General features: G+C 70.0%; 25 protein-coding genes. 11 read left to right on the forward strand and 14 right to left on the reverse strand.

The genetic code is table 11. The annotated features are described in order from the left end of the window. Positions 1-6: 6 nt before the first annotated feature. The gene (locus AWU67_RS10505) at positions 7-999 is read right to left on the reverse strand and encodes an aldo/keto reductase (RefSeq protein ID WP_067228658.1); all 993 of its coding nucleotides are present in this window, start codon (positions 997-999) and stop codon (positions 7-9) included. 9 nt (positions 1,000-1,008) lie between these two features. Beyond that, positions 1,009-1,887, reverse strand: a complete 879-nt coding sequence (locus AWU67_RS10510) for an alpha/beta fold hydrolase (protein ID WP_067228661.1) — start codon at positions 1,885-1,887, stop codon at positions 1,009-1,011. Between the two features lie 195 nt (positions 1,888-2,082). On the opposite strand from AWU67_RS10510, the gene AWU67_RS10515 reads away from it, so the two are divergent. From AWU67_RS10515 to glsA, 8 genes are all read left to right on the forward strand, one after another. Further along, positions 2,083-3,012 carry a DUF4349 domain-containing protein gene (locus AWU67_RS10515; RefSeq protein WP_067228663.1) on the forward strand — a complete coding sequence of 310 codons (930 nt, stop codon included), beginning with the start codon at positions 2,083-2,085 and terminating at the stop codon, positions 3,010-3,012. Positions 3,013-3,266: 254 nt separating this feature from the next. Continuing rightward, positions 3,267-4,445: an acyl-CoA dehydrogenase family protein gene (locus AWU67_RS10520; protein ID WP_067228665.1), complete on the forward strand. Its 1,179-nt coding sequence runs from the start codon at positions 3,267-3,269 to the stop codon at positions 4,443-4,445. Positions 4,446-4,586: 141 nt separating this feature from the next. Further along, positions 4,587-5,003 carry a cation:proton antiporter regulatory subunit gene (locus AWU67_RS10525; protein WP_234407218.1) on the forward strand — a complete coding sequence of 139 codons (417 nt, stop codon included), beginning with the start codon at positions 4,587-4,589 and terminating at the stop codon, positions 5,001-5,003. Between the two features lie 11 nt (positions 5,004-5,014). Then, entirely contained in the window at positions 5,015-6,211 is a 1,197-nt protein-coding gene (locus tag AWU67_RS10530) for a cation:proton antiporter (RefSeq protein ID WP_067228670.1), read from the forward strand. Positions 6,212-6,228: 17 nt separating this feature from the next. Then, positions 6,229-7,590, forward strand: a complete 1,362-nt coding sequence (locus AWU67_RS10535; protein WP_067228672.1) for a threonine/serine ThrE exporter family protein — start codon at positions 6,229-6,231, stop codon at positions 7,588-7,590. A gap of 93 nt (positions 7,591-7,683) precedes the next feature. Then, positions 7,684-8,076: a VOC family protein gene (locus tag AWU67_RS10540; protein ID WP_067228674.1), complete on the forward strand. Its 393-nt coding sequence runs from the start codon at positions 7,684-7,686 to the stop codon at positions 8,074-8,076. 129 nt (positions 8,077-8,205) lie between these two features. After that, positions 8,206-9,147: a hypothetical protein gene (locus AWU67_RS10545; protein ID WP_082716925.1), complete on the forward strand. Its 942-nt coding sequence runs from the start codon at positions 8,206-8,208 to the stop codon at positions 9,145-9,147. A 16-nt stretch (positions 9,148-9,163) separates the two neighbouring features. Further along, positions 9,164-10,231 (forward strand): glutaminase A, encoded by a 1,068-nt coding sequence (gene glsA / locus AWU67_RS10550; RefSeq protein ID WP_067228676.1) that lies wholly within the window; start codon positions 9,164-9,166, stop codon positions 10,229-10,231. A 126-nt stretch (positions 10,232-10,357) separates the two neighbouring features. Here glsA and AWU67_RS10555 read toward each other — a convergent pair whose 3' ends face one another. The 4 genes from AWU67_RS10555 to AWU67_RS10570 all read right to left on the reverse strand — a co-directional run bounded on the left by AWU67_RS10555 (position 10,358) and on the right by AWU67_RS10570 (position 15,206). Beyond that, on the reverse strand, positions 10,358-12,442 hold the full coding sequence (locus AWU67_RS10555; RefSeq protein WP_234407219.1) for a glycoside hydrolase family 2 protein: 2,085 nt from the start codon (positions 12,440-12,442) through the stop codon (positions 10,358-10,360). After that, positions 12,439-13,779, reverse strand: coding sequence for an MFS transporter (locus AWU67_RS10560; RefSeq protein ID WP_082716926.1), 1,341 nt, complete (start codon positions 13,777-13,779; stop codon positions 12,439-12,441). Before AWU67_RS10560 ends, AWU67_RS10555 begins: the two co-directional genes overlap by 4 nt. A 92-nt stretch (positions 13,780-13,871) precedes the next feature. Then, positions 13,872-14,678 carry a GTP pyrophosphokinase gene (locus AWU67_RS10565; RefSeq protein WP_082716927.1) on the reverse strand — a complete coding sequence of 269 codons (807 nt, stop codon included), beginning with the start codon at positions 14,676-14,678 and terminating at the stop codon, positions 13,872-13,874. Between the two features lie 132 nt (positions 14,679-14,810). Further along, on the reverse strand, positions 14,811-15,206 hold the full coding sequence (locus AWU67_RS10570; protein ID WP_067228679.1) for a YchJ family protein: 396 nt from the start codon (positions 15,204-15,206) through the stop codon (positions 14,811-14,813). A 110-nt stretch (positions 15,207-15,316) separates the two neighbouring features. On the opposite strand from AWU67_RS10570, the gene AWU67_RS10575 reads away from it, so the two are divergent. Then, positions 15,317-15,952, forward strand: a complete 636-nt coding sequence (locus tag AWU67_RS10575; protein WP_067228682.1) for a hypothetical protein — start codon at positions 15,317-15,319, stop codon at positions 15,950-15,952. 33 nt (positions 15,953-15,985) lie between these two features. Then, positions 15,986-17,380 (forward strand): cell wall-binding repeat-containing protein, encoded by a 1,395-nt coding sequence (locus AWU67_RS10580; protein ID WP_067228684.1) that lies wholly within the window; start codon positions 15,986-15,988, stop codon positions 17,378-17,380. Positions 17,381-17,470: 90 nt separating this feature from the next. Here the strand turns inward: AWU67_RS10580 and AWU67_RS10585 are convergent, their stop codons facing one another. The 4 genes from AWU67_RS10585 to AWU67_RS10600 form a co-directional block, all read right to left on the reverse strand. Further along, complete coding sequence (locus AWU67_RS10585) at positions 17,471-18,088, reverse strand: histidine phosphatase family protein (RefSeq protein ID WP_067228686.1); 618 nt, start codon at positions 18,086-18,088, stop codon at positions 17,471-17,473. 109 nt (positions 18,089-18,197) lie between these two features. After that, complete coding sequence (locus AWU67_RS10590; RefSeq protein WP_067228689.1) at positions 18,198-18,617, reverse strand: VOC family protein; 420 nt, start codon at positions 18,615-18,617, stop codon at positions 18,198-18,200. An 84-nt stretch (positions 18,618-18,701) separates the two neighbouring features. After that, complete coding sequence (locus tag AWU67_RS10595; protein WP_067228691.1) at positions 18,702-19,058, reverse strand: SdpI family protein; 357 nt, start codon at positions 19,056-19,058, stop codon at positions 18,702-18,704. A gap of 107 nt (positions 19,059-19,165) precedes the next feature. Further along, positions 19,166-19,477, reverse strand: a complete 312-nt coding sequence (locus tag AWU67_RS10600; RefSeq protein WP_067228694.1) for a hypothetical protein — start codon at positions 19,475-19,477, stop codon at positions 19,166-19,168. Positions 19,478-19,529: 52 nt separating this feature from the next. Between AWU67_RS10600 and AWU67_RS10605 the strand changes: the two genes are divergently transcribed. After that, a complete protein-coding gene (locus AWU67_RS10605; protein ID WP_067228697.1) occupies positions 19,530-19,892 on the forward strand; it encodes a hypothetical protein in 363 nt (120 codons plus the stop codon). A gap of 71 nt (positions 19,893-19,963) precedes the next feature. Here the strand turns inward: AWU67_RS10605 and AWU67_RS10610 are convergent, their stop codons facing one another. The 4 genes from AWU67_RS10610 to AWU67_RS10620 all read right to left on the reverse strand — a co-directional run bounded on the left by AWU67_RS10610 (position 19,964) and on the right by AWU67_RS10620 (position 23,427). After that, entirely contained in the window at positions 19,964-22,255 is a 2,292-nt protein-coding gene (locus AWU67_RS10610) for a heavy metal translocating P-type ATPase (protein ID WP_067228699.1), read from the reverse strand. Further along, positions 22,252-22,428 carry a hypothetical protein gene (locus tag AWU67_RS17375; RefSeq protein ID WP_160329744.1) on the reverse strand — a complete coding sequence of 59 codons (177 nt, stop codon included), beginning with the start codon at positions 22,426-22,428 and terminating at the stop codon, positions 22,252-22,254. Before AWU67_RS17375 ends, AWU67_RS10610 begins: the two co-directional genes overlap by 4 nt. Then, positions 22,425-22,610 carry a heavy-metal-associated domain-containing protein gene (locus tag AWU67_RS10615; protein ID WP_067232589.1) on the reverse strand — a complete coding sequence of 62 codons (186 nt, stop codon included), beginning with the start codon at positions 22,608-22,610 and terminating at the stop codon, positions 22,425-22,427. Before AWU67_RS10615 ends, AWU67_RS17375 begins: the two co-directional genes overlap by 4 nt. Positions 22,611-22,761: 151 nt before the next feature. Further along, positions 22,762-23,427 (reverse strand): NAD(P)-dependent oxidoreductase, encoded by a 666-nt coding sequence (locus AWU67_RS10620; protein ID WP_067228702.1) that lies wholly within the window; start codon positions 23,425-23,427, stop codon positions 22,762-22,764. Positions 23,428-23,459 lie beyond the last annotated feature (32 nt).

A 23,459-nucleotide genomic window follows, 5' to 3' on the forward strand; every position in this document is an offset into this window, starting at 1 on the left:
GTCGGGTTACCAGCGCGGGTGGATCGCGGCGCGCAGTCGGTGGTCGTAGAGCGCCCGCACGCCGGCGAAGAACTCCTCGCCGAGCGGCGGCAGCGAGCCGGCCGCGGCGTTCGCGACCGCCTGCTGCGGGGAGCGCGCGCCGGGTATGACGCTGCTCACGCCGGGCTGCTGGGCGACCCAGGCCAGGGCGACCTCGGCGACCGGCACACCGGGCGCTGCAGCTGCGGCGAGCGCCGCGAACTCCTGTGCAGCGACCAAGCCGGTCTCGTAGTCGACGCCGGAGAAGGTCTCGCCGACGTCGAAGCGGCTGCCGTCCCGGTTGAAATTGCGGTGGTCATCGGCCGCGAAACGGGTCTCGGCGGTGTACTTGCCGGTGAGCAGGCCAGAGGCCAGAGGCACGCGCGCAATGATGCCGACGCCGGCATCCTGAGCCGCGCCGAGTACCTCGTCCAGAGGCTTCAGCCGGAACGCGTTCAGGATGATCTGGATGGTGGCCACGTTCGGGCGGGCGATGGCGGCCAACGCCTGCGCGGATTCTTCGACGCTCAGGCCGTAGGCGGCGATCGCGCCGTCGGCGACCAGGGTGTCGAGGGCGTCGTAGACCTCGTCGCTCGTCACGACGCTCGTCGGCGGGCAGTGCAGCTGCACCAGGTCGAGGGTGTCGACGCCGAGGTTCTGGCGCGAGCGGTCGGTCCAGGCGCGGAAGTTCTCCAGCACGTAGTTCTCGCGCAGCTGATCGACCCGGCGGCCCATCTTGGTGGCGACCGTGATGTCGTGCCCGGGGCGCTCGCGCAGGAAGGCGCCGATGACGCTCTCGCTGCGGCCGTCGCCGTACACGTCGGCGGTGTCGAAGAAGGTCACCCCGGCCTCGACGGATGCCGCCAGCACAGCGGTGGCATCCTCGACGCTGACGTTGCCCCAATCGGCACCCAGCTGCCAGGTTCCGAGTCCGATTACAGATACCGTGCGGCCGGTGCGGCCAAGCGTACGTTGCTCCATGGCCCCAGCCTAGGCCGTGGCGTCCGGGGTCACAGCCGGGGTCAGTGCCGGGGTGGCATCGGCCGGCAGATCGGCGGTCAGCACCGCGGCGACGACACGCGCCAGGCGCCGGCGGATGATGTGCGCATTCGCCTCCACCCTGTGCATGGTCACACCGCGCATCCGGCCGACAATCTCCAGCCCGCCGCGCGGGATGAACTGGTCGATCCCGCCGTAGACGACGTCGACCGGGGCGGTGACGCGGGCCAGGTCAGAGATCACAGTCTGGTTCTCGATGCAGTTCCGCATCGACTTCACGAACGGCTCCCACTGCTCCTCGCGCAGTTCGAAGACGCCCTTGATCGGCAGCAGCTTCGCGATGATGCGCGCATTGGCGAGCGTGAACTCCTTGTTTGTGCGCAGGTAGTCGTACGCACGCAGGTAGAGGTCGTTCTCCAGCTTGGCCCGACGGTCGCCGAGGGTGGTTGGCGGCAGGTAGATCGGCGGCGACACGAGCACGAGGTGGCTGACGAGGTGCGGGTGCACGGCCGCGAACCGAGCGCTGATCAGCGAGCCGAGCGAGTGCCCGACGAGGATGAGCGGCCCGCGCAGTTTCTGCGCCTTGAACGTCGCGTGGAGGGCGGCCACGTGCTCGTCGAGCGTGTACTCGGCTGTGGCGGGTGCCGGCGAACGGCCGAAGCCGAGGATGTCGATCGACACGCAGCGGAAGTTCGGCTCAAGCAGTGGCACCAGGTTGTTGAAGGTGACGGACGACGAGGCGATGCCGTGCACGAGCGCGACGAGGGGGCCGGCCCCGACATCGGAGGCGACGTGCAGCACCGGCGGCGCACTGCGGCTCGGGCGCAGCAGGCGGCCGAGGCGTGCGGTGAGCGTCGACATCCACGTCATGTGCCCATTATGACGGCCGCGCCTGACCGGGCCGCTGCCGGGCGGATGCAGGGCTCGTTGCAGGGTTCGTTGCACGGCGGGGACCGGTGCGGATGCCGGCGCGCGCCGTCACCGTGATCAAGCCGTGACCGAGCCGAGATCCGAACGTGACCGGAGCGGCATCGGCGCCTCCTGAGGCGCTCGTAGGGTGGAATCATGAAGCGCGCCCTCACCGTTCCGGCCCTGGTTCTCGCGGCCCTGATGCTCGCCGGCTGTTCCGCAGGGACGGCCGATGGCGCGTTCTCCGGCGGCAGTGTCGGCATGGTCGATCACTCGGCGGAGCTCGCCCCGATGCCGCAGGGCGTCGCCGATTCGGCGGCGGGCGGCGTGGCGGGATCGCCGAGCGTGGTCACCGATCGCGCCGTCATCACGACGGGGAACGTCTCGGTGACCGCGGCCGACCCGCTCGGCGCTGCCGACAGCGCGATCAAGCTCGTCACCGGCGCGGGCGGCCGCGTCGACAATCGCACGGAGCAGCCGGCCACCGACACCCAACGGGCCAGCGCCAGCCTGACGATCCGGGTGCCGGCCGAGGAGCTCGACAACATGCTCGGCAAGATCAAGCAGCTCGGCACCGTCACCTCGGTGACGCTGAGTGCCACCGACGTCACCCAGCAGAAGCAGGACGTCACGGCCCGCATCACCGCGCTGCAGACATCCGTGGACCGGCTGCTGGAGCTGATGAAGACATCCGCGAGCACGGCCGACCTGATCGCGATCGAGTCGGCGCTCTCCAGCAGGCAGGCCGATCTGGACTCGCTCACCGCGCAGCTGGACTACCTCGACGACCAGATCGACTACTCGACGCTGTACGTCGATTTCGCAGCGGAGGGCACGGTCACCCCCGGCAGCCCCGACAACTTCTGGAGCGGCCTCCTCGCCGGCTGGAACAGCCTCGTCTCTTTCCTCGGCGGCTTCATCGTCGTGCTCGGCGTTCTGCTGCCGTGGCTCGTGCTGCTCGCTCTGCTGGGCGGCATCGCCTGGGCGATCGTCGCGCGGGTGCGCCACGGCCGCCGCGCTGCGGGCGCCGGTGTCGCCCCGGCATCCGCCCCCGCATCCGCCCCCGAAGAGGACGTCCAGCAGTAGCCCTCCCTCGTAGCCAGTCAGCGGATGCGAGCGCCAGAATCGCCCGCTGCGCGCGCTTTTCGGCCCATCCCGGCCGCCGCATCCGCCGACTCGCTACGACCCGCGGATCCCCCACCCCCGCCGGGAGGCCGGGGGTTTCGACAAGCTCAACCAGCGGGCACAGGCTCAAGCGGCGGGCACAAGCTCAACCGGCGGGCACAAGCGCAACCGGCCGGAGCGGCCCACCCTGCGACACCCAGGCATAGGCTGGAGTCGTGACCGCCGCAGAGAACAGCACGCCCACTCGCACCGTCCTCACCGCCGAGCTGCTGGAGCGCATCCACGGGCGGGCAGAGGGCTACGACCGCGACAACGCCTTCTTCACCGAGGACTTCGACGAGCTCGTCGCCGCCGGCTACCTGCGCGCCCTCGTGCCGACCAAGTTCGGCGGCCTGGGCCTCAGCCTGCAGGATGTCGCCCGCGAGCAGGTGCGGCTCGGCGCCGCCGCCCCCGCCACCGCGCTGGCCGTCAACATGCACCTGGTCTGGACGGGCGTCGCCAAGGCCCTGCACGAGCGCGGCGACTCCGGCCTCGACTTCCTGCTCGAGGAGGCCGGCCGCGGCGAAGTCTTCGGCTTCGGCATCAGTGAGGCCGGCAACGACCTCATGCTGTTCGGCTCGCGCAGCGTCGCGGCCCCGCAGCCCGACGGCGGCTACCGTTTCACCGGCACCAAGGTGTTCACCAGTCTCTCCCCCGCCTACACCCGACTCGGCACCATGGGTCTGGACACCGAGTCGGCCGACGCCCCCAAGATCGTCTACGGCTTCGTAGACCGCGACGATCCGGGGCTCAGCCGCAAGGACGACTGGAACACGCTCGGCATGCGCGCCAGCCAGAGCCAGACCACGGTGCTCGACGCCGCCTACGCCCGCCCCGACCGCGTCGTGCGTCGCCTCGACCCCGGCCCCAACGCCGACCCGCTGATCTTCGCCATCTTCGCCAACTTCGAGATCCTGCTCGCCGCCGTCTACACCGGTGTCGGCAAGCGCGCTCTCGAGCTGGCCGTGGCATCCGCCCACCGCCGCACCTCGATGAAGAACGACGGCCGCAGCCTCGCCCAGGACCCGGACATCCGGTGGCGCATCGCGGATGCCGCCATCGCCCAGGACGCGATCTACCCGCAGCTGGATGCCATCGCCGCCGCCGTCGACGGCCAGGCCGATCTCGGCGCCCAGTGGTTCCCGCAGCTGGTCGGTATCAAGGTGCGCGCCACCGAGACGGCCAGGGAGGTCGTCGACCAGGCGATCCGGGTCTCCGGCGGCGGCAGCTACTTCGCCGGCAACGAGCTCGGCCGGCTCTATCGCGACGTGCTCGCCGGCATCTTCCACCCGTCCGACGCGGAATCCGCGCACAACACCGTCGCCAACGCGTGGCTCGGCCCGATCGAGGCCTAGGCCGCGAACACGCCGCGGGCGCCGAGCGCGCCACGCCCCCTCCAGCGGATCTACACTTGCAGCGTGGGTGTACGCATAGAAAAAGTGGAGCTGCCGGGCATCGGTGTCAGACACGACCTGGTGACAGAGAGCAGCCGACGCATGAGCGTCATCTCCTACCGCGACGGCGCGCGCGATCTGGCGCTGTTCGACGTGAACGACCCGGACTCTTGCCGTGACAGCATCCCGCTCACCGACGACGAAGCGGCGGCGCTGGCCGATGTGCTCGGCACCTCGGTCATGATCAGCCGGTTGACCAGCCTGAGCGACGCCGCCGTCGGCCTGTTCACCGAGCAGCTCGAGCTGCCCACCGACTCCCCCTACCTCAACCGTCCGCTCGGCGACACCAAGACCCGCACACGCACCCGGGTGTCGATCGTCGCCATCGTGCGCGACAAAGAACTGCTGCCATCACCCACACCCGATGAGATCCTGCGCCCGGCCGACGTCATCGTCGCGGTGGGAACACGCACGGGCCTGGATGCGCTCAGCCGTCTGATCTCCAACGGACCCGATTAAGGGCTGCCGCTGTGCATGAGAACACGCTGATCCTGATCGAGGTCGGCGCGCTCCTTCTGGGCATGAGCCTGCTCGGCCGCCTCGCGCTGCGCATCGGCATCTCGCCGATCCCGCTCTACCTGATCGCCGGGCTCGCGTTTGGCAACGGCGGCCTGCTCTCGCTGGAGGCGAGCACCGAGTTCTTCGAAATCGGCTCGGAGATCGGCGTGATCCTGCTGCTCGCCCTGCTCGGGCTGGAGTACACGGCATCCGAGCTGTTCACCAACCTCAAACACTCCCGCATGGCCGGCCTGCTCGACGCCGCCCTGAACGCACTGCCCGGCGCCGCCTTCGCGCTGCTGCTCGGCTGGGGGCCGGCCGCCGCCGTCGCCCTGGCCGGCATCACCTGGGTGTCCTCCTCCGGCGTCATCGCCAAAGTGCTGCGCGACCTCGGCCGCCTCGCCAACCGTGAGACGCCCGTCGTGCTGGCCGTGCTCGTGATCGAAGACCTCGCCATGGCCTTCTACCTGCCTGTGCTCTCGGCCCTCGTCATCGGCGTCAGCCTGGTGCAGGGCGCCGTCACCGTGGCCATCGCGGTGGCCGTGGTCTGCCTCATCCTCTACGTCGCCCTGCGGCACGGGCACCGCGTCTCGCGGATCTTCACCCCCGACCACGCCGAGCCGCTGCTGCTCGGCGTGCTCGGCCTGACCATGCTGGTCGCCGGCCTCGCCGCCCAGGTCAACGTGTCGGCGGCCGTCGGCGCATTCCTCGTCGGCATCGCCCTCTCCGGCCAGGTGGCGCACAACGCCGGCCAGGTGCTCACGCCGCTGCGCGACCTGTTCGCCGCCGTGTTCTTCGTGTTCTTCGGGTTGGCGACGGATGCCACCAAGCTGCCCGCCGTGATCCTGCCCGCCCTGATCCTGGCCATCGTGACGATGGCCACCAAGGTGTTGACCGGCTACCTGGCCGCCCGCAGCGCCGGCGTTGCGGTGCCCGGCCGGTGGCGTGCGGGCCTCGCGCTCACCCCGCGCGGGGAGTTCTCGATCGTCATCGCCGGCCTCGCGGTGAGCGCGGGAATCGAACCCCAGCTGGCACCGCTGGCGACCGCCTACGTGCTGATCACCGTCGTCGTCGGGCCGTTCCTCGCCCGCATCCCCGACAGCACGTGGTTCAAGCTGGCGACACGGCCCAGCGGGGCGGCCGGGGCACGCCCGGCGACGGGCGCATAGTCGCGTAATCTGCGAGTATGTCCGTTCCCACACGCACCTCAGGACTCTCCGCCATCGAGCTGGCCGACTACACCCGCTCGGTGCTGGACATCGCCATGCGCCTGGCCGAGGTCATGTTCGGCAACGGCGCCGGCGCCGAGGATGTGGTCGCCGCCGTGCTGGCAATCACGCGTGCCTACGGCGTGCGCAACGTCGACGCGGATGTCACCTATTCGGTGATCGAGCTGAGCTACGAGAACCCGTCAACGCACGAGACCATCACCCGCACCCGCAACGTGCGCTACCGCACCCTCGATTACCACACGCTCAGCCGGGCTGCCGCGCTGATCGGAGAGCTGGTCGAGAAGCCCGTCGACGTGGCGGAGGCCAGGCGCGAGATCGCGCGCATCGTGAGCTCCCCCGCCCTCTACCCGCGGATGCTGCGCCGCTTCGGCTGGAGCCTGGTGGGCGCAGGAGCAGCCTTCCTCATCGGTGGCAACTGGTTGGTGGCCGTCGCCGCCCTGCTGGCCACGATGGGCATCGACTACCTCACCACGGCACTCGCGAACCGACGCGTCCCTGTGTTCTTCCAGACCCTCGCCGGCGGCGCCGTCGGCCCGCTCGTGGCCGCGCTCGTGCACCTGATCGACCCCGCCTCGAACTCCTCGCTCGTCGTCGTGGCCACCATCATCATGCTGTTGGCCGGCGTCACCACCTTCGGCGCAGTGCACGACGCCCTCTCCGGTTTCTACGTCACCGGAACGGCTCGTTTCGTCGAGGCCACGATCATCACCGGCGGTCTGGTCGCCGGCGTCGCGGCGTCCTCGCTCATGCTGGCCCACTTCGGCCTGGTGCTGGAGATCAACCCGGCGAGCTCGCCGACGCTCGGCACGCTGCCGGTGCAGCTGGCGGCATCCGTGCTCATCGTGCTCGGCTTCGCCTTCGCGGTGCAGGTGCCCAAGCGCGCCCTCTGGGCGGTCTGCCTTCTGGGCGCGTCGGCCGAGCTGTTCTACGTGCTGGCGCTCGGCGCCCAGACGGGCTCCGTGTTCGGTTCGGCGCTGGCCGCCATCGGGGTCGGCCTGCTGGCCGCCGCCGTGTCGCGCCTGGTGCGGGTGCCGCCACTGGTCATCGTCGTCTCGGCGCTGGTGCCGCTCGTGCCCGGACTGCTGCTGTTCTCTGGGCTGCTGCAGCTCTCCGAGGGCTCGATGGACGGCCTGCTGTCGATGTTGGCGGCCGCGGCCGTCGCCGTCGCGCTGGCCGCCGGCGCCATCCTCGGCCAGTACCTGGTGCAGGCGGCCTGGGGCCCCGCCCGTGCCCTGCCGCGGCGTTTCGTCGGCCCGCTGATGGCCCTGCCGGTGAAGTTGAACCGCACCGCGCGCACCCGCACCAAGAAGTTCTAAGAGCGGTCCGCCCCGCTGACGGCGGGCTGATCGCCGACTGGGAAAAACAAATCAAACCTTGTGGCCCCTGTTTGGGGGTGCGACACTTCGGTCATGACCTTGAAATCGCAGGCGGCTTTCAGCGGATTCGCGGTGCGCGACGTCCCAGCCGCGCACAGCTTCTACGCCGACGTGCTCGGCTTGTCGGTGTCCGAGGAGATGGGCGGGCTACGCATCAAGTTCCCCGGCGGCGCGAATGGGCCGTTCGACGGCGTCTTCGCCTATCCGAAGCCCGACCACGAACCGGCCGGGTTCACGATCCTCAACCTCGTCGTCAGCGACATCGATGGTGCCGTCGACGATCTGGAGGCAGCGGGGGTCTCGATGTTGCACTACGACGGGTTCGAGCAAGACGAGCGCGGTGTGGCCAGGGACCCGCGCGGGCCTGCCATCGCCTGGTTCACCGACCCCTCCGGAAACGTCCTCGCCGTGCTCCAATCGGACTAGCGAGACGGGCGCGGCCGAGCGCCGCGCCGGGCTGCCGGGTGCACACCCTTCGGGTGGGCGTGTACCCGGCTTTCTGTTGTCCTGCCCGTGCCGCGTGACCGGGCCCTGTCCGCACGGCAGAATGAAGGCATGACACTTCCCCGCCCAGAGAACACCGACGACACGGCGGGCGGCGTGCTCAGCGGCGCCGACACGATCGTGAGCTACCCGCGCGGCGACACCGCCAACACCGCCGTGGTGTTGCACTGCGAGCCGCTCGGCGACGGGGCAGCGGATGCCGCAGGCACCGCGCGCTGGGCGGTACTGCTGGACACGAGCAGCTGCCACCCCGTCGACGCCGGCTGGCCGGACCAGGGCCCCGACCGGGCGGTGCTCCGGCTCGCCGACGGCGACCGCCCGATCATCGACTGCGTCGTCGCAGCCACCGACGGCACCGCACTGCACCTCGGCTCCGGCATCCCGGTGCGGAAGGGCACCCCGGGCTGGGCCTTCGTCGTCGCCCACATCGTCGACGACCCGAGCGGCATCGCCGAGGGCCACCGGGTCGAGGTCGTGGTCGACGCCGACTACCGACTGGCGCTCTCGCACGGGCACAGCGGATGCCACCTCGCCGCGCTCGCGTTGAACCGCGCCCTCGCCGCCCGCTGGGGCAAGGCGATCCGCAACGACGGCCTCGGCCAGCCCGACTTCGACGGGGCGGCCATCGACAGCTCCCGGATCGCCGAGTACGGTTCGGTCGACACCTACCGGCTGAACAAGTCGCTGCGCCGCAAGGGCTTCGACACCGAGGGCCTCGCGGACCAGCTCCCGGTGCTGGAAGAGGCCATCAACGCGACCCTCGCCGGCTGGGTCGCCGGCGACGCCCCCATCCGCGTCGAGGCGGAGGGCCCCCGGCTCACCGACCGGCGCTCGTGGGTCTGCGAGCTGCCGGAGGCCACCGTGAGCATCCCCTGCGGCGGCACGCACGCGCACTCGCTCGCCGAGCTCGGCCAGGTGCGGGTGGTGCTCACCCTCGACGAGGTGGACGGCACGCCGGTGCTCACCATGACGACCGCCGTCGGCGAGCACTAAGAGCGGGCGGCGCGCCATGAGCACCCGGGCCAGCCTCCCCGTCAACGTTCCAGAGCCGCCGCTCGGCCACATCCCGGGTGCACTGAGCGCGGCCGCCGCCCAGCCGCAGCGCATCTCGACCGGATCACTGCCGGACCCGGGCTTGGTGCGCCGCCTGTTGGACGAGGCGCACCAGCGCTTTGCCTCCGTGCAGGACGGCGCCGTCGCCGACTACATCCCCGCGCTGGCCGCCGTCGACCCCGACCGTTTCGGGTTGGCGATCGTCAGCGCAACGGGCGAGCGGTACTCGGTCGGCGATGCCCGGCATCCGTTCACCATCCAAAGCGTGTCGAAGCCGTTCGTGTTCGCGCTCGTCGCCAACGCGCTCGGCCACGAGCAGGTCAAGCAGCTGCTTGGCGTGAACAACTCCGGCCTGCCGTTCGACTCGGTCATCGCCGTGGAGCTGAACCCGGGCCGCACCGCGAACCCGATGGTCAACGCCGGGGCGATCGCGACGACCAGCCTGGTGCCGGGGGCGGATGCCGCCGCGAAGTGGGAGTTCGTGCGGGCCGGCCTCTCCCGTTTCGCCGGCCGCGAGCTGGTGATGGACGAGGAGGTGTACGAGTCGGAGTCGCGCACCAACGACCGCAACGAGGGCATCGCCCGACTGCTGAAGGGTTACGGCCGCATCTACAGCGACCCGCTGGAGGCGACCGACGTGTACACCCGGCAGTGTGCGCTGCTGGTGACCACAGAAGACCTGGCCGTGATGAGCGCGACGCTCGCCGACGGCGGCGTCAACCCGATCACGCGGGAGCAGGTCATCGACGAGGACTCCTGCAAGCGCACCCTCGCCGTGCTGGCGACCGCCGGCATGTACGAGCGCAGCGGCGAGTGGCTCTACGAGGTCGGCCTGCCCGCCAAGAGCGGTGTCGGTGGCGGCATCATCACCGTCATCCCCGGCAAGGCGGGGCTGGCCAGCTACTCACCGTTGCTGGATGACGCAGGCAACAGCGTGCGCGGCACCCTGGCAACCGCGTTCCTCTCCACGACCCTCGGCCTCAACGTGTTCGCCTCGGCCCCGGTGCCGGAGGCCGACGCCTAGCACCGAGCCTGCGCTTCCCCTCCCTCCCCTCCCCCGCTGGTCGAGTAGCGAGGAACGAGCGTATCGAGACCTCCCGCGCGGCCCAGCGTCCGGTTGTGTCAGGGTCTCGATACGGCCCTAGCGGGCCTACTCGACCAGCGGAGAAGCCGGCCTGCTCCCATCTCGTTGGCTCGAGGGAGCGCCAGCGACCGAAGCCAACACCCGCGGAGCTGGAACCCCCCTGTCGCGTTGACTCCCGGGCTTCGGGCGCTGCGCTGCTCCTTCGTCGCGGCGCGGCGCCCTCCAGCCGCCGTGGGGAGAGGCGGCGCGGCGCCCTCTAGCCGCCGTGGGGAGAGGCGGGCGCGGCGTCCCCCGTTGGCTCGAGGGAGCGCCAGCGACCGAAGCCAACACCTCAGCATCCACCGGAGCCGACGCCGGCAGCCGCAGGCGGGCATTCACCGCCTGCACGGCCTCCTCGGCGATCTTCAGTACGCGTCTGTCGTAGCTGAGCACGCCATTCGTCTCATCTTCGACGTCGCTGAGCTGCGTGTACACGGTCGCGGCCAGGCCCTGCTTCACCGCGGGGATCAGCTCGCGCTCGTGCAGCCGCACGAAGGCGGCCGTCAACGACTCCGCGTCCTTGAACCGCTTGTAGCCGAACTCCCGCGCGCTGACGCTGTGGCCGGGCAGCCGCTGGCTGTAGCCGCCGTACTCGGAGACGACGACGGCGCGTTCGGCCGTCGTGGGCTGCCGCCGCGGCATCCGGAACCGCCGGAAGTACACGTGCAGGCTGTGCATGTCGCCGCCACCCTGGTCGTGCCAGCCGCTGGCGTGGTCGATGCTGCGGCTGGGGTCGATGGTACGCAGTTCCGCGGTGGCCTCCACCGCGTCGAACTGCCCCCAGCCCTCATTGAACGGCACCCAGGCGGCGATGCACGTGACCGAGCGCAGCAGTTCGACCGTGCCGCGCATCTCCTCTTTCCAGTGTGCGCGGCCGGCGGCATCCGTGCGGGCGAAAGCCTCGTAGCGGTTGTCGCGCAGCCGCAACGGGGTGAGCACCGGGGCCGTGATCACCCACGGCTTGTAGCGTCCGCCGCCATTGACCATGTCCTGCCAGACCAGCATGCCGAGGCGGTCGCAGTGGTAGTACCAGCGCAGCGGCTCGATCTTGATGTGTTTGCGCAGCATGGTGAATCCGAGGCGCTTGGCGGTGCGGATGTCGTGCACCATCGCCGCGTCGTCCGGCGGTGTGTACAGGCCGTCCGGCCAATAGCCCTGGTCGAGCAGGCCGGCGTGGAAGTAGGGCTGGCCGTTCAGCAGCAGCCGGGGTCGGCCGGAGGCGTCCGGACCGATGCCGAAGCTGCGCATGCCGAAGTAGCTGAGCACCGTATCCGAACCGAGGATCACCTCGACGTCGTAGAGGAATGGGTCTTCTGGCGACCAGAGCCGGGCCCCGGGCAGCTCGATCCGGGCGACCGTGCCGGGGGGCACACGGGCGATGGAGAGGATCGCGGAGCCGTCGCGAACGGTGATGAAGGCCGCCGGCAGCGCCTCTGCGGCATCCGGTCCGGTCATGCTGCGAACCGTGATCTCGACGGCATCGAGGCTCGGCAGCGGCAGTATCTCCACCGCGGCGACCGAGACGGCGGGAACCAGTTCCAGCCAGACGGTCTGCCAGATGCCTGACTGGGCGGTGTACCAGATGCCGCCGCGGCGCAGCTTCTGCTTGCCGCGGGAGAGCGGCCCGGTGTCGCTCGGGTCGCTGACCCGCACCCGCAGCACGTTGGCGCCGCGGCGCACGGCCTCGGTCACGTCCAGCTGGAACGGCAGGTACCCGCCGGAGTGCGCGCCGACCTCGACCCCGTTCAGCCACACGGTGCAGTCTTGGTCGACGGCGCCGAAGTGCAGCAGCAGCCGGGCGCCGCCGTGCGGGGCCAGCCCCTCCGGCAACTCGAAGTCGCGGTGGTAGTGCAGCCACTGGCCGGGGCGCAGCTGCCGCTCGACACCGGAGAGGGCAGCCTCGGGCGAGAACGGCACGATGATCTCGCCGTCCAGGCGCGCCGGCGCGGCATCCGTGGCGGTGATCGCGTAGCCCCAGCGGCCGTTCAGGCTGTGGAAGCTGTCGCGCACCATTTGCGGCCGCGGGTACTCGGGCAGCGGGTTGTCGGAGTTCAGCGCCTCACCCCACGGGGTGAGCAGCGGGGCCAGCGCGCGGCGGCGCGGGCGGCTCACCGGGCACGCTCCCGGCGTAGCAGCGCGAGCGCGGGGACGAGCACGAACAGCGTGACGATGGCCGCGGCGATGAAGATGCCCGCCGTCGGTACCTGCTTCACCACGCCGAGCTCCTCGTAGACCTCGCCGGCCCCACTGATGACGGCGGCACCGATGAACGGCCCGATCAGCATCGGCACCAGGATGGCGAAGATCATCCGCAGGCCCTGCACGGAGCCGACCCGGTCAACCGGCGAGAAGTTGCGCACCGAGGCGCCGATCGCGGCCACCATCAGCATGAAGCCGCTCATCATGAACAGACCGGCAATGATGACGAAGACGGTGTCCCTGGCCACCGACATCAGCACCAGGCCGAGCAGGTAGAGCGCGGCGATCGGCAGGATCGAGCGCACGGTGCCGACCCGGTCGATCACCCGGCCACCGAGAACGCTGACGACGGCGGCGCCGAGCAGCACGACGCCGAGCACCAGCGCGTACTCCTCGATCCGCAGGGTGCGCTGGATGTAGATGATCAGGTACGGCAGGAACACCTGGGTGGAGATGCCGAACACGGCCCAGGCGGCGAGCGCCAGGTACAGCCGCGGGTTGGCCCGCACCACGGTGGGCCGCAGGCCGTGCGCGATCGAGCGGAACACCCGGTCGCTCTGCCTGGCCGGGTTCGGCACATCGCGGATCAGGAACCAGGCCAGCACCCCGACGAGCATGGTGGCCACCCCGATGATGCCGAAGAACTCCCGCCACTGCCCGGCCCGGGTGAAGCCGTCGAGGGCGCCGAAAACGATCAGCATGCTGAGCAGCGGCAGGGCGGCGAGCACCGACTCCACCTTGGCCCGGTTGCTCACACTGGTCACATCGGTGACCCAGGCGTTGAAGGCGGCGTCGTTCGCGCTGGAGCCGATGAAGCTCATCACGCAGTCGAGCAGAATGACGACGAGCACCGTGGCGACCACGGCGTCGATCATGGGCACCAGCTGGCCGACTCCATCGACTGAGACGAATCCGAACGCCGCCGTGGAGAGCCCCCAGAGCAGGTAGCCGGCCACGATGAACACGCGGCGCTTGCCGGCCCGGTCGCTGATCGCCCCGACCAACAGGGTGGCCACGGTGGCCGCGATGGCGCTGGCCGCGACCATCGTCGCGAGCACATTCGGGTCGTCGGTGATGGTGTCGTAGACGAACACGTTGAGGTACATGTTCTCGAGCGTCCATGCGATCTGGCCGACTAACCCGACGATCACGACAGCGAACCACCGCCGTGCCCCCAGCGCGCTGCTTGGCCGGGGCCCCTCGTCGACCGGCGCGGTCTCGGGCAGGGCCGTGTCGTCGGGCGTTCTCATCAGAAGGTGCTCCCCTCGCGATCACCATTGATCGCACAGAACGGTGCCGGGCTGCCCGGCTCGTGGAGCACTACTTTAGCGTTTGGGCGCGCTCACACGTCGCTGCTGCGCAGGCGCGGCAATTCGGCAGGCGCCGGCACCGGGGCCGGGGCGTCCGCCTGCGGCCAGAAGGTGCGCAGCAGGGTATCCGGCAGCTCGATCGCGCCGGCCTTGTTCGGGTCGATATAGCGCCCTGTGCTGCTTCCGAGCGCTTTCACGTCGTCGTGCAGCCGCTCCATCGTCACGTCCAGCCGGTTCGCGGTGGCCGCGGCATCCCGCAACTCGGCCAAGAGGGTCTCGGGCACCTGGCCCTCGTACTTGTAGTAGATCTTGTGCTCCAGGCTGGCCCAGAAGTCCATCGCGATGGTGCGGATCTGCACCTCGACCTTGACCGGGTGCACCCGCTCGGAGAGGAACACGGGCACCTCGATCAGCATGTGCAGGCTCTGGTAGCCGTTCTCTTTCGGCGCCGCGATGTAGTCGCGCACCTGCAGGACCTTGATGTCGTTCTGGGCGGCGAGCATGTCGTAGACGCGGTAGGCGTCGGAGATGAAGCTGCAGGTGACGCGCACGCCGGCGATGTCGTGCACCTCTGCTGCGATCTGCTCGATGGTGGGCTCCAGGCCCTTGCGCACCGCCTTGGCCAGAATGCTCTCCGGGCTCTTCAGCCGGGAACTGACGTGCTCGATCGGGCTGTAGTCGTCGCGGTGGCTGAACTCCTCGCGCAGGATGTTCAGCTTCGTCATGATCTCGTCGATGCCGAACTTGTACTGCAACATCATGCCCTCGAACTGGTGTCGCACCCGCGAGAGTTCTTCGAGTTCGGGGCTGAGCTGCATGGGGTCGTGGTGTCCTGACATGATGCTGTGATCCTCGCAGAGGCAGCTGGCCGCCCGCTTGGAGTGCGCCCCGGATCTCGGATGCCGGGTGTGCCGCGCTTGCGCAGCCGCTGCGCCGTGCACTACCCGGGGCGTGCTCAGTCCCGGGCGTGCTCAGTCCAGGTACACCCAGCGCCCGGCCTCGCGCACGAACCGGCTGTTCTCGTGCTGGGAGCCGCGGCCGTCGGCATCGCGGTAGAAGGCGGTGAACTCGACGGTGCCCTCGGCGTCGAGCAGCCCGCCGCGGCTGGTGCCGTCGATGTCCAGGCGGTACCAGCGCAGCTCGGCGTCCAGTTCCAGCTCGGCCGGCCGAGTGCTGCTGTGCCAGCTGCGGAGCAGGTAGGCGGCGTCGCCGACGGCGAAGGCCGAGAAGCGTGAGCGCATCAGCGCCTCCGCGGTTGCGGCATCCGCCGCGCCGCGGTGCAGCCGGCCGCAGCAGGCCCCATAGCTCTCGCCGCTCAGGCAGGGGCAGCGGGCGTCGTCGTCGAGGAGGGTGTGTGCGTCTGCCATGCATCCATTGTCCCCGAGCCAGAGCCGCTCTCCCCCCGAAGGGGATCTTTCACCGGCGGCGCGAGGCCGCTACGGTCAGGAGTTTGCCGGCAAGCCGTCTTAAGGGAGTCATGCTCAACCGTTCTCGTATCGCCCTGGTCGTCGCATTGTGCGGCGCGCTCACCGTGACGCCGGCGATCGGCGCCTTCGCAACGACCGGTCCGGAGGGTGCTCCGACGCCGAGCGCCTCCGCCACACCGCAGGACACCGTGCCGACCACACCCGCTGCGGCGCCGGTACCGGTGCCGACCACTGCCACGGATGCTCCAGAGCCGACGGGGCCGCTCGGCTCGGAGCCATCCGCGCCCCCGGCTGAGGACGCCGCCCAGGTCGAGGGGCCTGACGAGGTTGCCGCCCCGCTCGCCGCGCGGGCGACGGGCCCAACCACGACCGTCCGCCAGCTGCTGGACGCTCTGAAGGTCGCGACCCCCAGCACCACGCGCTACGACCGCGCCCAGTTCGAGGAGGGCGTGATCGCCCCCGGCGCACAGTGCCGGACACGGGTCGAGGTGCTCCGACAGGAGTCACGCGTCTCGGTCACCACGGGGTCGACCCCCTGCACCATCCGCGCGGGAGAGTGGCTGTCGTGGTACGACGGCTCAACCCAGACCGACCCCACGCTGCTGGAGATGGACCACCTCGTTGCGCTGAAGGAGGCGTGGATCTCGGGTGCCGACCGCTGGACGGCGGAGCAGCGCCGCGACTAAGCCAACGACATCACCGACCCCGCCACCCTGACGATGGTGCTGAGTGCGAGCAACCAAGCGAAGAGTGCGCACGACCCGAGCGGGTGGCTGCCCAGCGCCGCGGCCCAGTGTGACTACCTGCGCGACTGGGTGATCGTCAAGACCCGCTGGGGCCTGTCGGTCGACTCCGCTGAGAAGAACGCAATCATCCGCGTCCTCGACAGCACATGTGCGGGCGCGAGCACTCGGATTCCCGAGTCACGCATCAGCGCGGTCACCCCGACGCCGCCCGTCACAGGGGGCGTGCTCACCCGCTTCCCGAGCGGAGTGCACCGTGTTGCCGGCGCCGACCGCTATGAAACAGCGGTCAAGTTGAGCCGCTCCTTCTCCCCCGGAGTGCCGGTGGTCTACGTGGCGGTCGGATTGAACTTCCCCGACGCGCTGAGCGCCGGCCCCGCGGCGGCGGCACAGAATGGCGCATTGCTGTTGGTGCGGCACGATCGTGTTCCCGAGGTTGTGGCGGCTGAGCTGCAGCGCCTCAAGCCGCGTCGCATCGTGGTGACGGGCAGCGAAGGCGTCATTTCGAATGCGGTCTACAAACAACTCGCGCAGTACGCACCTGAGATCCGACGGGATGCGGGAGCCGACCGCTACGAGACCAGTCGGATCATCATTGAGCGTGCCTTCAGCAGTTCGCCGACCGTGTTCATCGCGACGGGCCAGAACTTCCCTGATGCGCTGAGCGCGGCCGGGGCCGCCGGGGCGGTGTCAGCACCCGTCATGCTCGTCAGGGGCGAGGCCTCCCAACTCGACGCCGCGACGGCCACACTCATCGGAAGGCTTGGCGCGTCATCCGCTCGGATCGCGGGAAGTGCCGCCGTGGTCAGCCGGGGAATCGAGCAGTCGCTCGTCGCGCAGCTCGGCTCCGGGAACGTGCAGCGTCATGCGGGGAGCGACCGATACGAGACCTCCGTTGCCATCAACAAGGCCGCATTCGGGCCAGGCACGCCAGTCTTCATCGCCACCGGCACCTCATTCGCCGACGCGCTGGCCGGAGGAACGATCGCGGCCCAGTCCGGTCACGCCCTGTACATCTCACGGCAAGAGTGTGTGCCGATTCCGATCAGCACTCAACTGACCGCCAGCAAGCCGAGTGGCCGCGTGCTGCTGGGCAGCACGGGGGCGTTGAGTGCCAACGTTGAGGCGCTGCGGGCCTGCGCGGCCCCCCAGCCCCCCGTGGTGACGCCGCCGCCCGTCGTCAAACCGCCGCCCGTGACCACCCCGCAGCCGCCGGCCGGCCCCGCCCCATCGTCGAAGGTGAACTGCAGCGATTTCGCCACCCAGCGAGCAGCGCAGTCCTGGTTCGAGTACTACCGGAACGCCGGGTACGGCGACATCGCCGGACTCGACCGCGACAAGGACGGCATCGCCTGCGAGACGCTTCCCTAGCCGCACCCGGCCGGGAGAGTGGCGGCACCCTGTGCCCAGGCGCTCAGCGTCGAGTGGCTCAGCGGGCGTCGTGATCGAGTGGCGTGGCGCTCAGGCGAGCAGGCTACTCGGCACGGCGTCGCCGCGCCAGGACTCGGCGTGCCAGCCGCTCGTGTCGCCGTTCAGCACGACGACGCCGGTGTTGGGCAGTGGGCGCTCCGCGACGAAGCCGGCGTCGAGGTTGCGCGCCGCGAAACCGGCCCAGGAGCGCAGCATCGCGCCGTGGCTGACCACGGCGGCGGTCTCGGCCCCGGATGCCACGATCTCCGCGATCACCTCGTCGAAGCGCCCAAACGCCTCGTGCCCGTTCTCCCCGCCGCGGATGCGCGCGTCCAACTCGCCGTTCGCCCACGCCATGCAGGTGCCGATGTATTCGCGGACGGAGTCCCGGTCGGTGAGCATTTCCAGCTCGCCGGCAGTGACCTCGCGTAGCCCGTCGCGCACGTGCAGGTCGACGGCGCGCAGCCGCGCCAACGGCTCTGCGGTCTGCTGGGCCCGTTTCTGCGAGGACGCGTAGACGGCGGCGATCGGCTCATCGCCGAGCAAAGCGCCGACGATGCTCGCCTGCTGCAACCCGAGCTCGGTCAGTCCCGGCCCCGGCACCGTGGTGTCCAGTGCGCCGATCACATTCGAGGGGGTCTGGCCGTGCCGTATCAAGATGAGCCGCATACCTCGACATTACGCGGGAAGGCTGGCAGCCCCGCCCACCCGGCCGCGCCGCCGCCCCGTTCGACGCGCGGATGCGCTCCGTCGGGGGGGGGGGGCGGCGACGTCAGGGTCAGGGCATCGGCGCGTTGACGTTCACCATCCAGTTGACGCCGAAGCGGTCGGTGCACATGCCGAAGAGGGCTCCCCACGGCGACTTCTCGAACGGCATGGCGGCGCTGCCGCCGTCGAGGAGCTTCTCCCAGTAACCGCGCAGGGCGGCCTCGTCGTCGCCGCTCAGCGAGATCGAGGTGCCGTTCACGAACTGCTCTCGCTGCATGCGCTTGGGGGTGTCTGATCCCATCAGCACGATGCCGTGCTCGCCGTCGACCTGCCCGTGCATGATGTTGTCGGCCTCGTCCGGTTCGGCGCTGCCGGGCATCGAGCCAAAGGTGGTCAGGGTGAGCTTGCCACCGAACACGGTGTGATAAAACTCCATCGCCTCGCGGGCGTTGTCGATGAAGCTGAGATACGGGTTGAGCACAACGGACATGATCGGCCTTTCGTCGGGATCCCCGAGCCGATTATCGCCCCGGCGTGCGCGTCCCGCTAGTGTCGCCGCAGCCAGGAACGGGCCTCAGTCCACGTGCGCGACTGCCCGCGCGGCGCGATTCGCGGCCATGAACATCCATACGATCGAGGCGGCGAACACCGCGATGACGACGAGTTTGGCCGGAAGCGCTGCGACGCCGTCAATCGTTGCGCCCTCAAACACGATTGCGGAAGCCGCCAGAACGGCCGTCACGGCGAAGCCGACCCATGCGGGCAGCAGCGCCGCCTGGTGCCCGGCCCGCCAGGCCGCATCGCTCGCCCTGGTCGACGGGGATCGCACCCCGAAATACCGGTTGCGTGGCAAACGGCCGCTGGCGCCCAGCTGGCAGGCGATCACGGCCAGCAGCAGGACCAGCGGAAAGATGGAAAGAAGAATGATCATGACAGTTCCGCTCTATCCGAGAAGAACTCTAGTTTCTGGTGCGGCAGCGTGGCCGGCTTCACGCCGAAGACGCAGCTGGCGCAATGACGGCGCCCAGCGTGCGGGGCCTATCGCTGCTTCTCTTCGCGCAGCCGACCCGGCAGAAACGGCAACAGCGGCGGGGTGTAGACGAGAGCGGCGGCCGGAGTCTCGGCGAAGATGTGCGCGGCGGCGCCGTAGCGCCACAGCCGGTTGAAGATGAAGACCTCCAGAACGCCGGATGCCCCCACTCGCTCGGTCTCGTCGGGCAGCTGCCAGGTGCCGACGCCCCACTGCGCCGGCTGACCGCGCCCGGCGACGACGACGGTCGGCTTCGCCATCCAGCTGAGCAGCGGGCGCTTCAGTGTCAGCTGCAGGCGGTGGGCGGGTTCGGCGGGCATCGCTCCAGCCTAGGGCGCTCGGCCCCAGCCCCATCGCCTACGCTTGATAATCATGGTCAGCAGACGAGAAGCAGCGATCCGCCTCGACATTCCGTTCGAGATGGCGACGCGCAACGGCATCCCCTCGCGCCTCAGCGAAGCCGAGCTCGCCGAGATCGATGGGAACCCGCCGGCCTGGTTGGCGCAATCGCGGGCCAACCGCACCGGCAAGAAGCCGGTCTGGGTCGAGCTGACCTGCGTCGTCTGCGGTTTCAGCGAGCAGGCCCGGCCGAAGAAATGGTGGCCGGAGTTCACCTACCTGAGCTGTGACGACCACGACATGCACGAAGTGCCGGAGCCCGCCGCCGGCCTCAGCCGCAGCGAGGTCTACGGCGTCGGCAGCCGTTTCATCGGCATCGTCGACGAGCGCCCCTAGCCGCAGCTTCCCCCGCCTCCCCCGCTGGCTCGAGGGAGCGCCAGCGACCGAAGCCACCAGCGCTCCCGCGTCTAGTTCGCGCGCGAGCGGAAGCTCCGCAGCCGCAGGCTGTTGCCGACCACGAACACACTGGAGAACGCCATCGCGGCCCCGGCCAGCATCGGGTTGAGCAGGCCGAGCGCGGCCAGCGGGATGGCGGCCACGTTGTAGGCGAAGGCCCAGAACAGGTTGACCTTGATCGTGCCGAGCGTGCGGCGCGACAACCGGATCGCATCGGCAGCGCTCCGCAGGTCGCCCCGTACCAGGGTCAGGTCGGCCGCCTCAATCGCGGCATCCGTACCGGTGCCCATGGCCAGGCCGAGGTCGGCCTGGGCGAGCGCGGCGGCGTCATTCACACCGTCGCCGACCATGGCGACGACGCGGCCCTCCGCTTGCAGCTGGGCGATGACGTTGACCTTGTCTTGCGGCAGCACCTCGGCGATGACCCGCTCGATGCCGACGATGCCGGCGACCTGGCGGGCCACGGTCTCGTTGTCACCGGTCAGCAGGATCGGCGTGAGCCCCAGCTGGGTGAACTGCGCGATCGCCTCGGCGCTCGTGGGCTTGACGGCATCCGCCACCACGAGCACTCCGCGGGCGAGCCCGTCCCAGGCGACGACGACGGCAGTCTGCCCGCGCTGCTCGGCTGCGGCCTTGGCCGCCGCCAGCTCCGGGGTGAGCGGGATCGCCCACTCGGCCAGCAGGGATTCCCGCCCGACGAGCACCAGGTGCCCGTCGACGGTGCCCTGCACTCCCAGGCCCTCGATGTTCGCGAAGGCGTCGGGCACGGGCAGCACGCCGACCCGCTGCGTCGCTGCGGTGGCGATGGCCTGAGCGATCGGGTGCTCGGAAGCATCCTCGACCGCGCCGGCCAGGCGCAGCAGCTCCGCCTCAGCGGTGCCGGCCGCGGTGACAACCTCGAGCAGCGTCATCCGTCCGGTGGTGACGGTGCCCGTCTTGTCGAGCACGATGGTGTCAACCCGGCGGGTCGATTCCAACACCTCCGGTCCCTTGATCAGGATGCCGAGCTGCGCGCCCCGACCGGTGCCGACGAGCAGCGCAGTCGGGGTGGCCAGGCCCAGTGCGCACGGGCAGGCGATGATGAGCACCGCGACGGCCGCGGTGAATGCGGCAGCGGCTGGGAATCCGGCGCCGAGCCAGGCCCCGAGGGTGGCCACAGCGATGCCGATGACGATCGGCACGAAGAGGCCGGAGACGCGGTCGGCCAGACGCTGCACCTCGGCCTTGCCGGACTGGGCGTCCTCGACGAGTTTCGCCATCTGCGCCAGCTGCGTGTCGGCGCCGACGCGGGTGGCCCGCACCACGAGCCGGCCGCCGGCGTTGACCGTCGCGCCGACGACGTTGTCACCGGGCGCGACCTCGACGGGAACCGATTCACCGGTGAGCATCGAGGCGTCGATGGCCGAGCTGCCGTCGATGATCACGCCGTCGGTGGCGATCTTCTCGCCGGGGCGCACGACGAATTCGTCGCCAACGGCGAGCTCCTCGATGGCGATCTTGGACTCGACGCCGCCGCGCAGCACCGAGACCTCCTTGGCGCCGATCTCGAGCAGGGCCCGCATGGCGGCGCCGGCCTGCCTCTTCGAGCGTTTCTCGAAGTAGCGCCCGGCGAGCACGAACATCGTCACGCCGGCGGCGACCTCGAGGTAGATGTTGGCGGCGCCGTCGCTCGGCCCGATGGTGAGCTCGAACGCGTGCGTCATGCCCGGTTCGCCGGCCGTGCCGAGGAACAGCGCGTACACCGACCAGAGCAGCGCCGAGAGGGTGCCGATCGAGATCAGGGTGTCCATGGTGGCGGCACCGTGACGCAGGTTCACCCAGGCGGCCTTATGGAACGGCCAGGCCGCCCAGACGACGACGGGTGCGGCGAGCACGAGCGACGCCCACTGCCAGTAGGTGAATTGCAGGGCAGGGATCATGGCGAGCAGGATCACCGGCACCGACAGCACGATGCTGCCGATGAGGCGTTGCCGCAGACCGCGCAGCTCGGCGTCCTGGGCCGACTCCCCCTGCTCCGATTCACCCTGGCCGGATCCGCCCTGCTGGGCTGCCTTCGCCGCCTTCGCGGGCACGGTCGCCGTGTAGCCGGTCTTCTCGACCTCGGAGATCAGGGCGGCAACATCGAATCCTTGCGGCGCGCTGACTCTGGCTTTCTCGGTGGCGTAGTTCACGCTCGCCGAGACGCCGTCCAGCTTGTTCAGCTTCTTCTCGATGCGCATGGCGCAGGACGCGCAGGTCATACCGCCGATCTCGAGCTCGACCGTCTGGTCGAGTCTCACCGGCTGCTGTTCGGCTGTCGTCATGATGCCCTCCCGGATGCCACAGGCTGCACGATGCCAGAGCTGTGCGTCATCGCGGGCTTCTCGCTCGGCGCGCCGAGGCCCGCCGGGGCGAGGAGCTGCGCGAGCAGGTAGCTCGCGGCGAACAGCGCCAGCAGCCCGGCCACGTAGATGCCGATCTTCACTGGGGCGGTCATGACAGCACCCGCTCTGCCGTGTAGCCGGCCTCTTCGACGGCGGCGATGACGGCCGCGTCGTCGAGCGGCACGGTCGATCGGACGAGGAGCCGGCCGGTGGCGGCGGAGACGTCGATGGCCTCGACACCGCTCAGCTGGTCAAGCTCGCCCGCAATCGAACGCTCACAGTGTGAGCAGGTCATTCCGGTTACCTGGTACTCGGTGTTCACTCTTCTGCACTCCTCTCGGCATACCCCCTAGGGGTATTCTCACCGACAAGGAACATCATACCCCGCACGGGTATTCCCGCGCGGTCGAACAACCGCAGACCGGGGCGAACCGGGGCGCGAACGCCTAGCTGAGGGGCTTCCACCCCGTCGGCGTGGTGATGAGCACCCGCTTGCTCTCCGTCGAGCGATCCTCGGCGAGCTCGACGAGCGCCTGGCCGACGTTGGCGAAGGGCAGCGCCGGCAGCCCGGGCACCGAGCCCACCTTGCCCAGCGGCTTGACCGCTGCGGCGGGCAGCGGCGGCGCTTCCTTGAGGTTCACCGGGTAGGCGACGGTGTAGGTGATGCCGGATGTCGGCAGCGCCCGCTCCGCGAGCGCCTTGTCCTCGAACAGGGGCGCCGTGCCCACGCGGTAGACGAGCCGGGCCAGGCCGGAGGCCTGCGCCAGCGTGTCCCCGGCACCGAACGCCGACACCAGTACGAAGCGCGGCACGCCCGCCTGCTTGACGGCAGCGGTTATGCGCGGCAGCACGCGCTGCATGAAGTCGAGCGGCTTGCGGGAGCCCATGCGGAAGGCCGGGCCGACCGCGCTGATCACGGCATCCGCGCCCGCGAACGCGGCGGTCATCGCCACCTCATCCTCGACGCTGCCGGCGACGACGCGCACGCCGAGCATCGGCGGCACCGATTCCGGTCGCCGCGCGAACGCGACCACTTCGTGGCCGGCTGCCACGGCCGCCAGGACGGTGTGGCGGCCGACGTTTCCTGCTGCTCCAAGTACGACGATCTTCATGGTGCTTATCTCCTGAGTGGCGATCGGGGTTG

This window comes from Microterricola viridarii (genome assembly GCF_001542775.1).
Classification (GTDB): Bacteria; Actinomycetota; Actinomycetes; order Actinomycetales; family Microbacteriaceae; genus Microterricola; species Microterricola viridarii_A.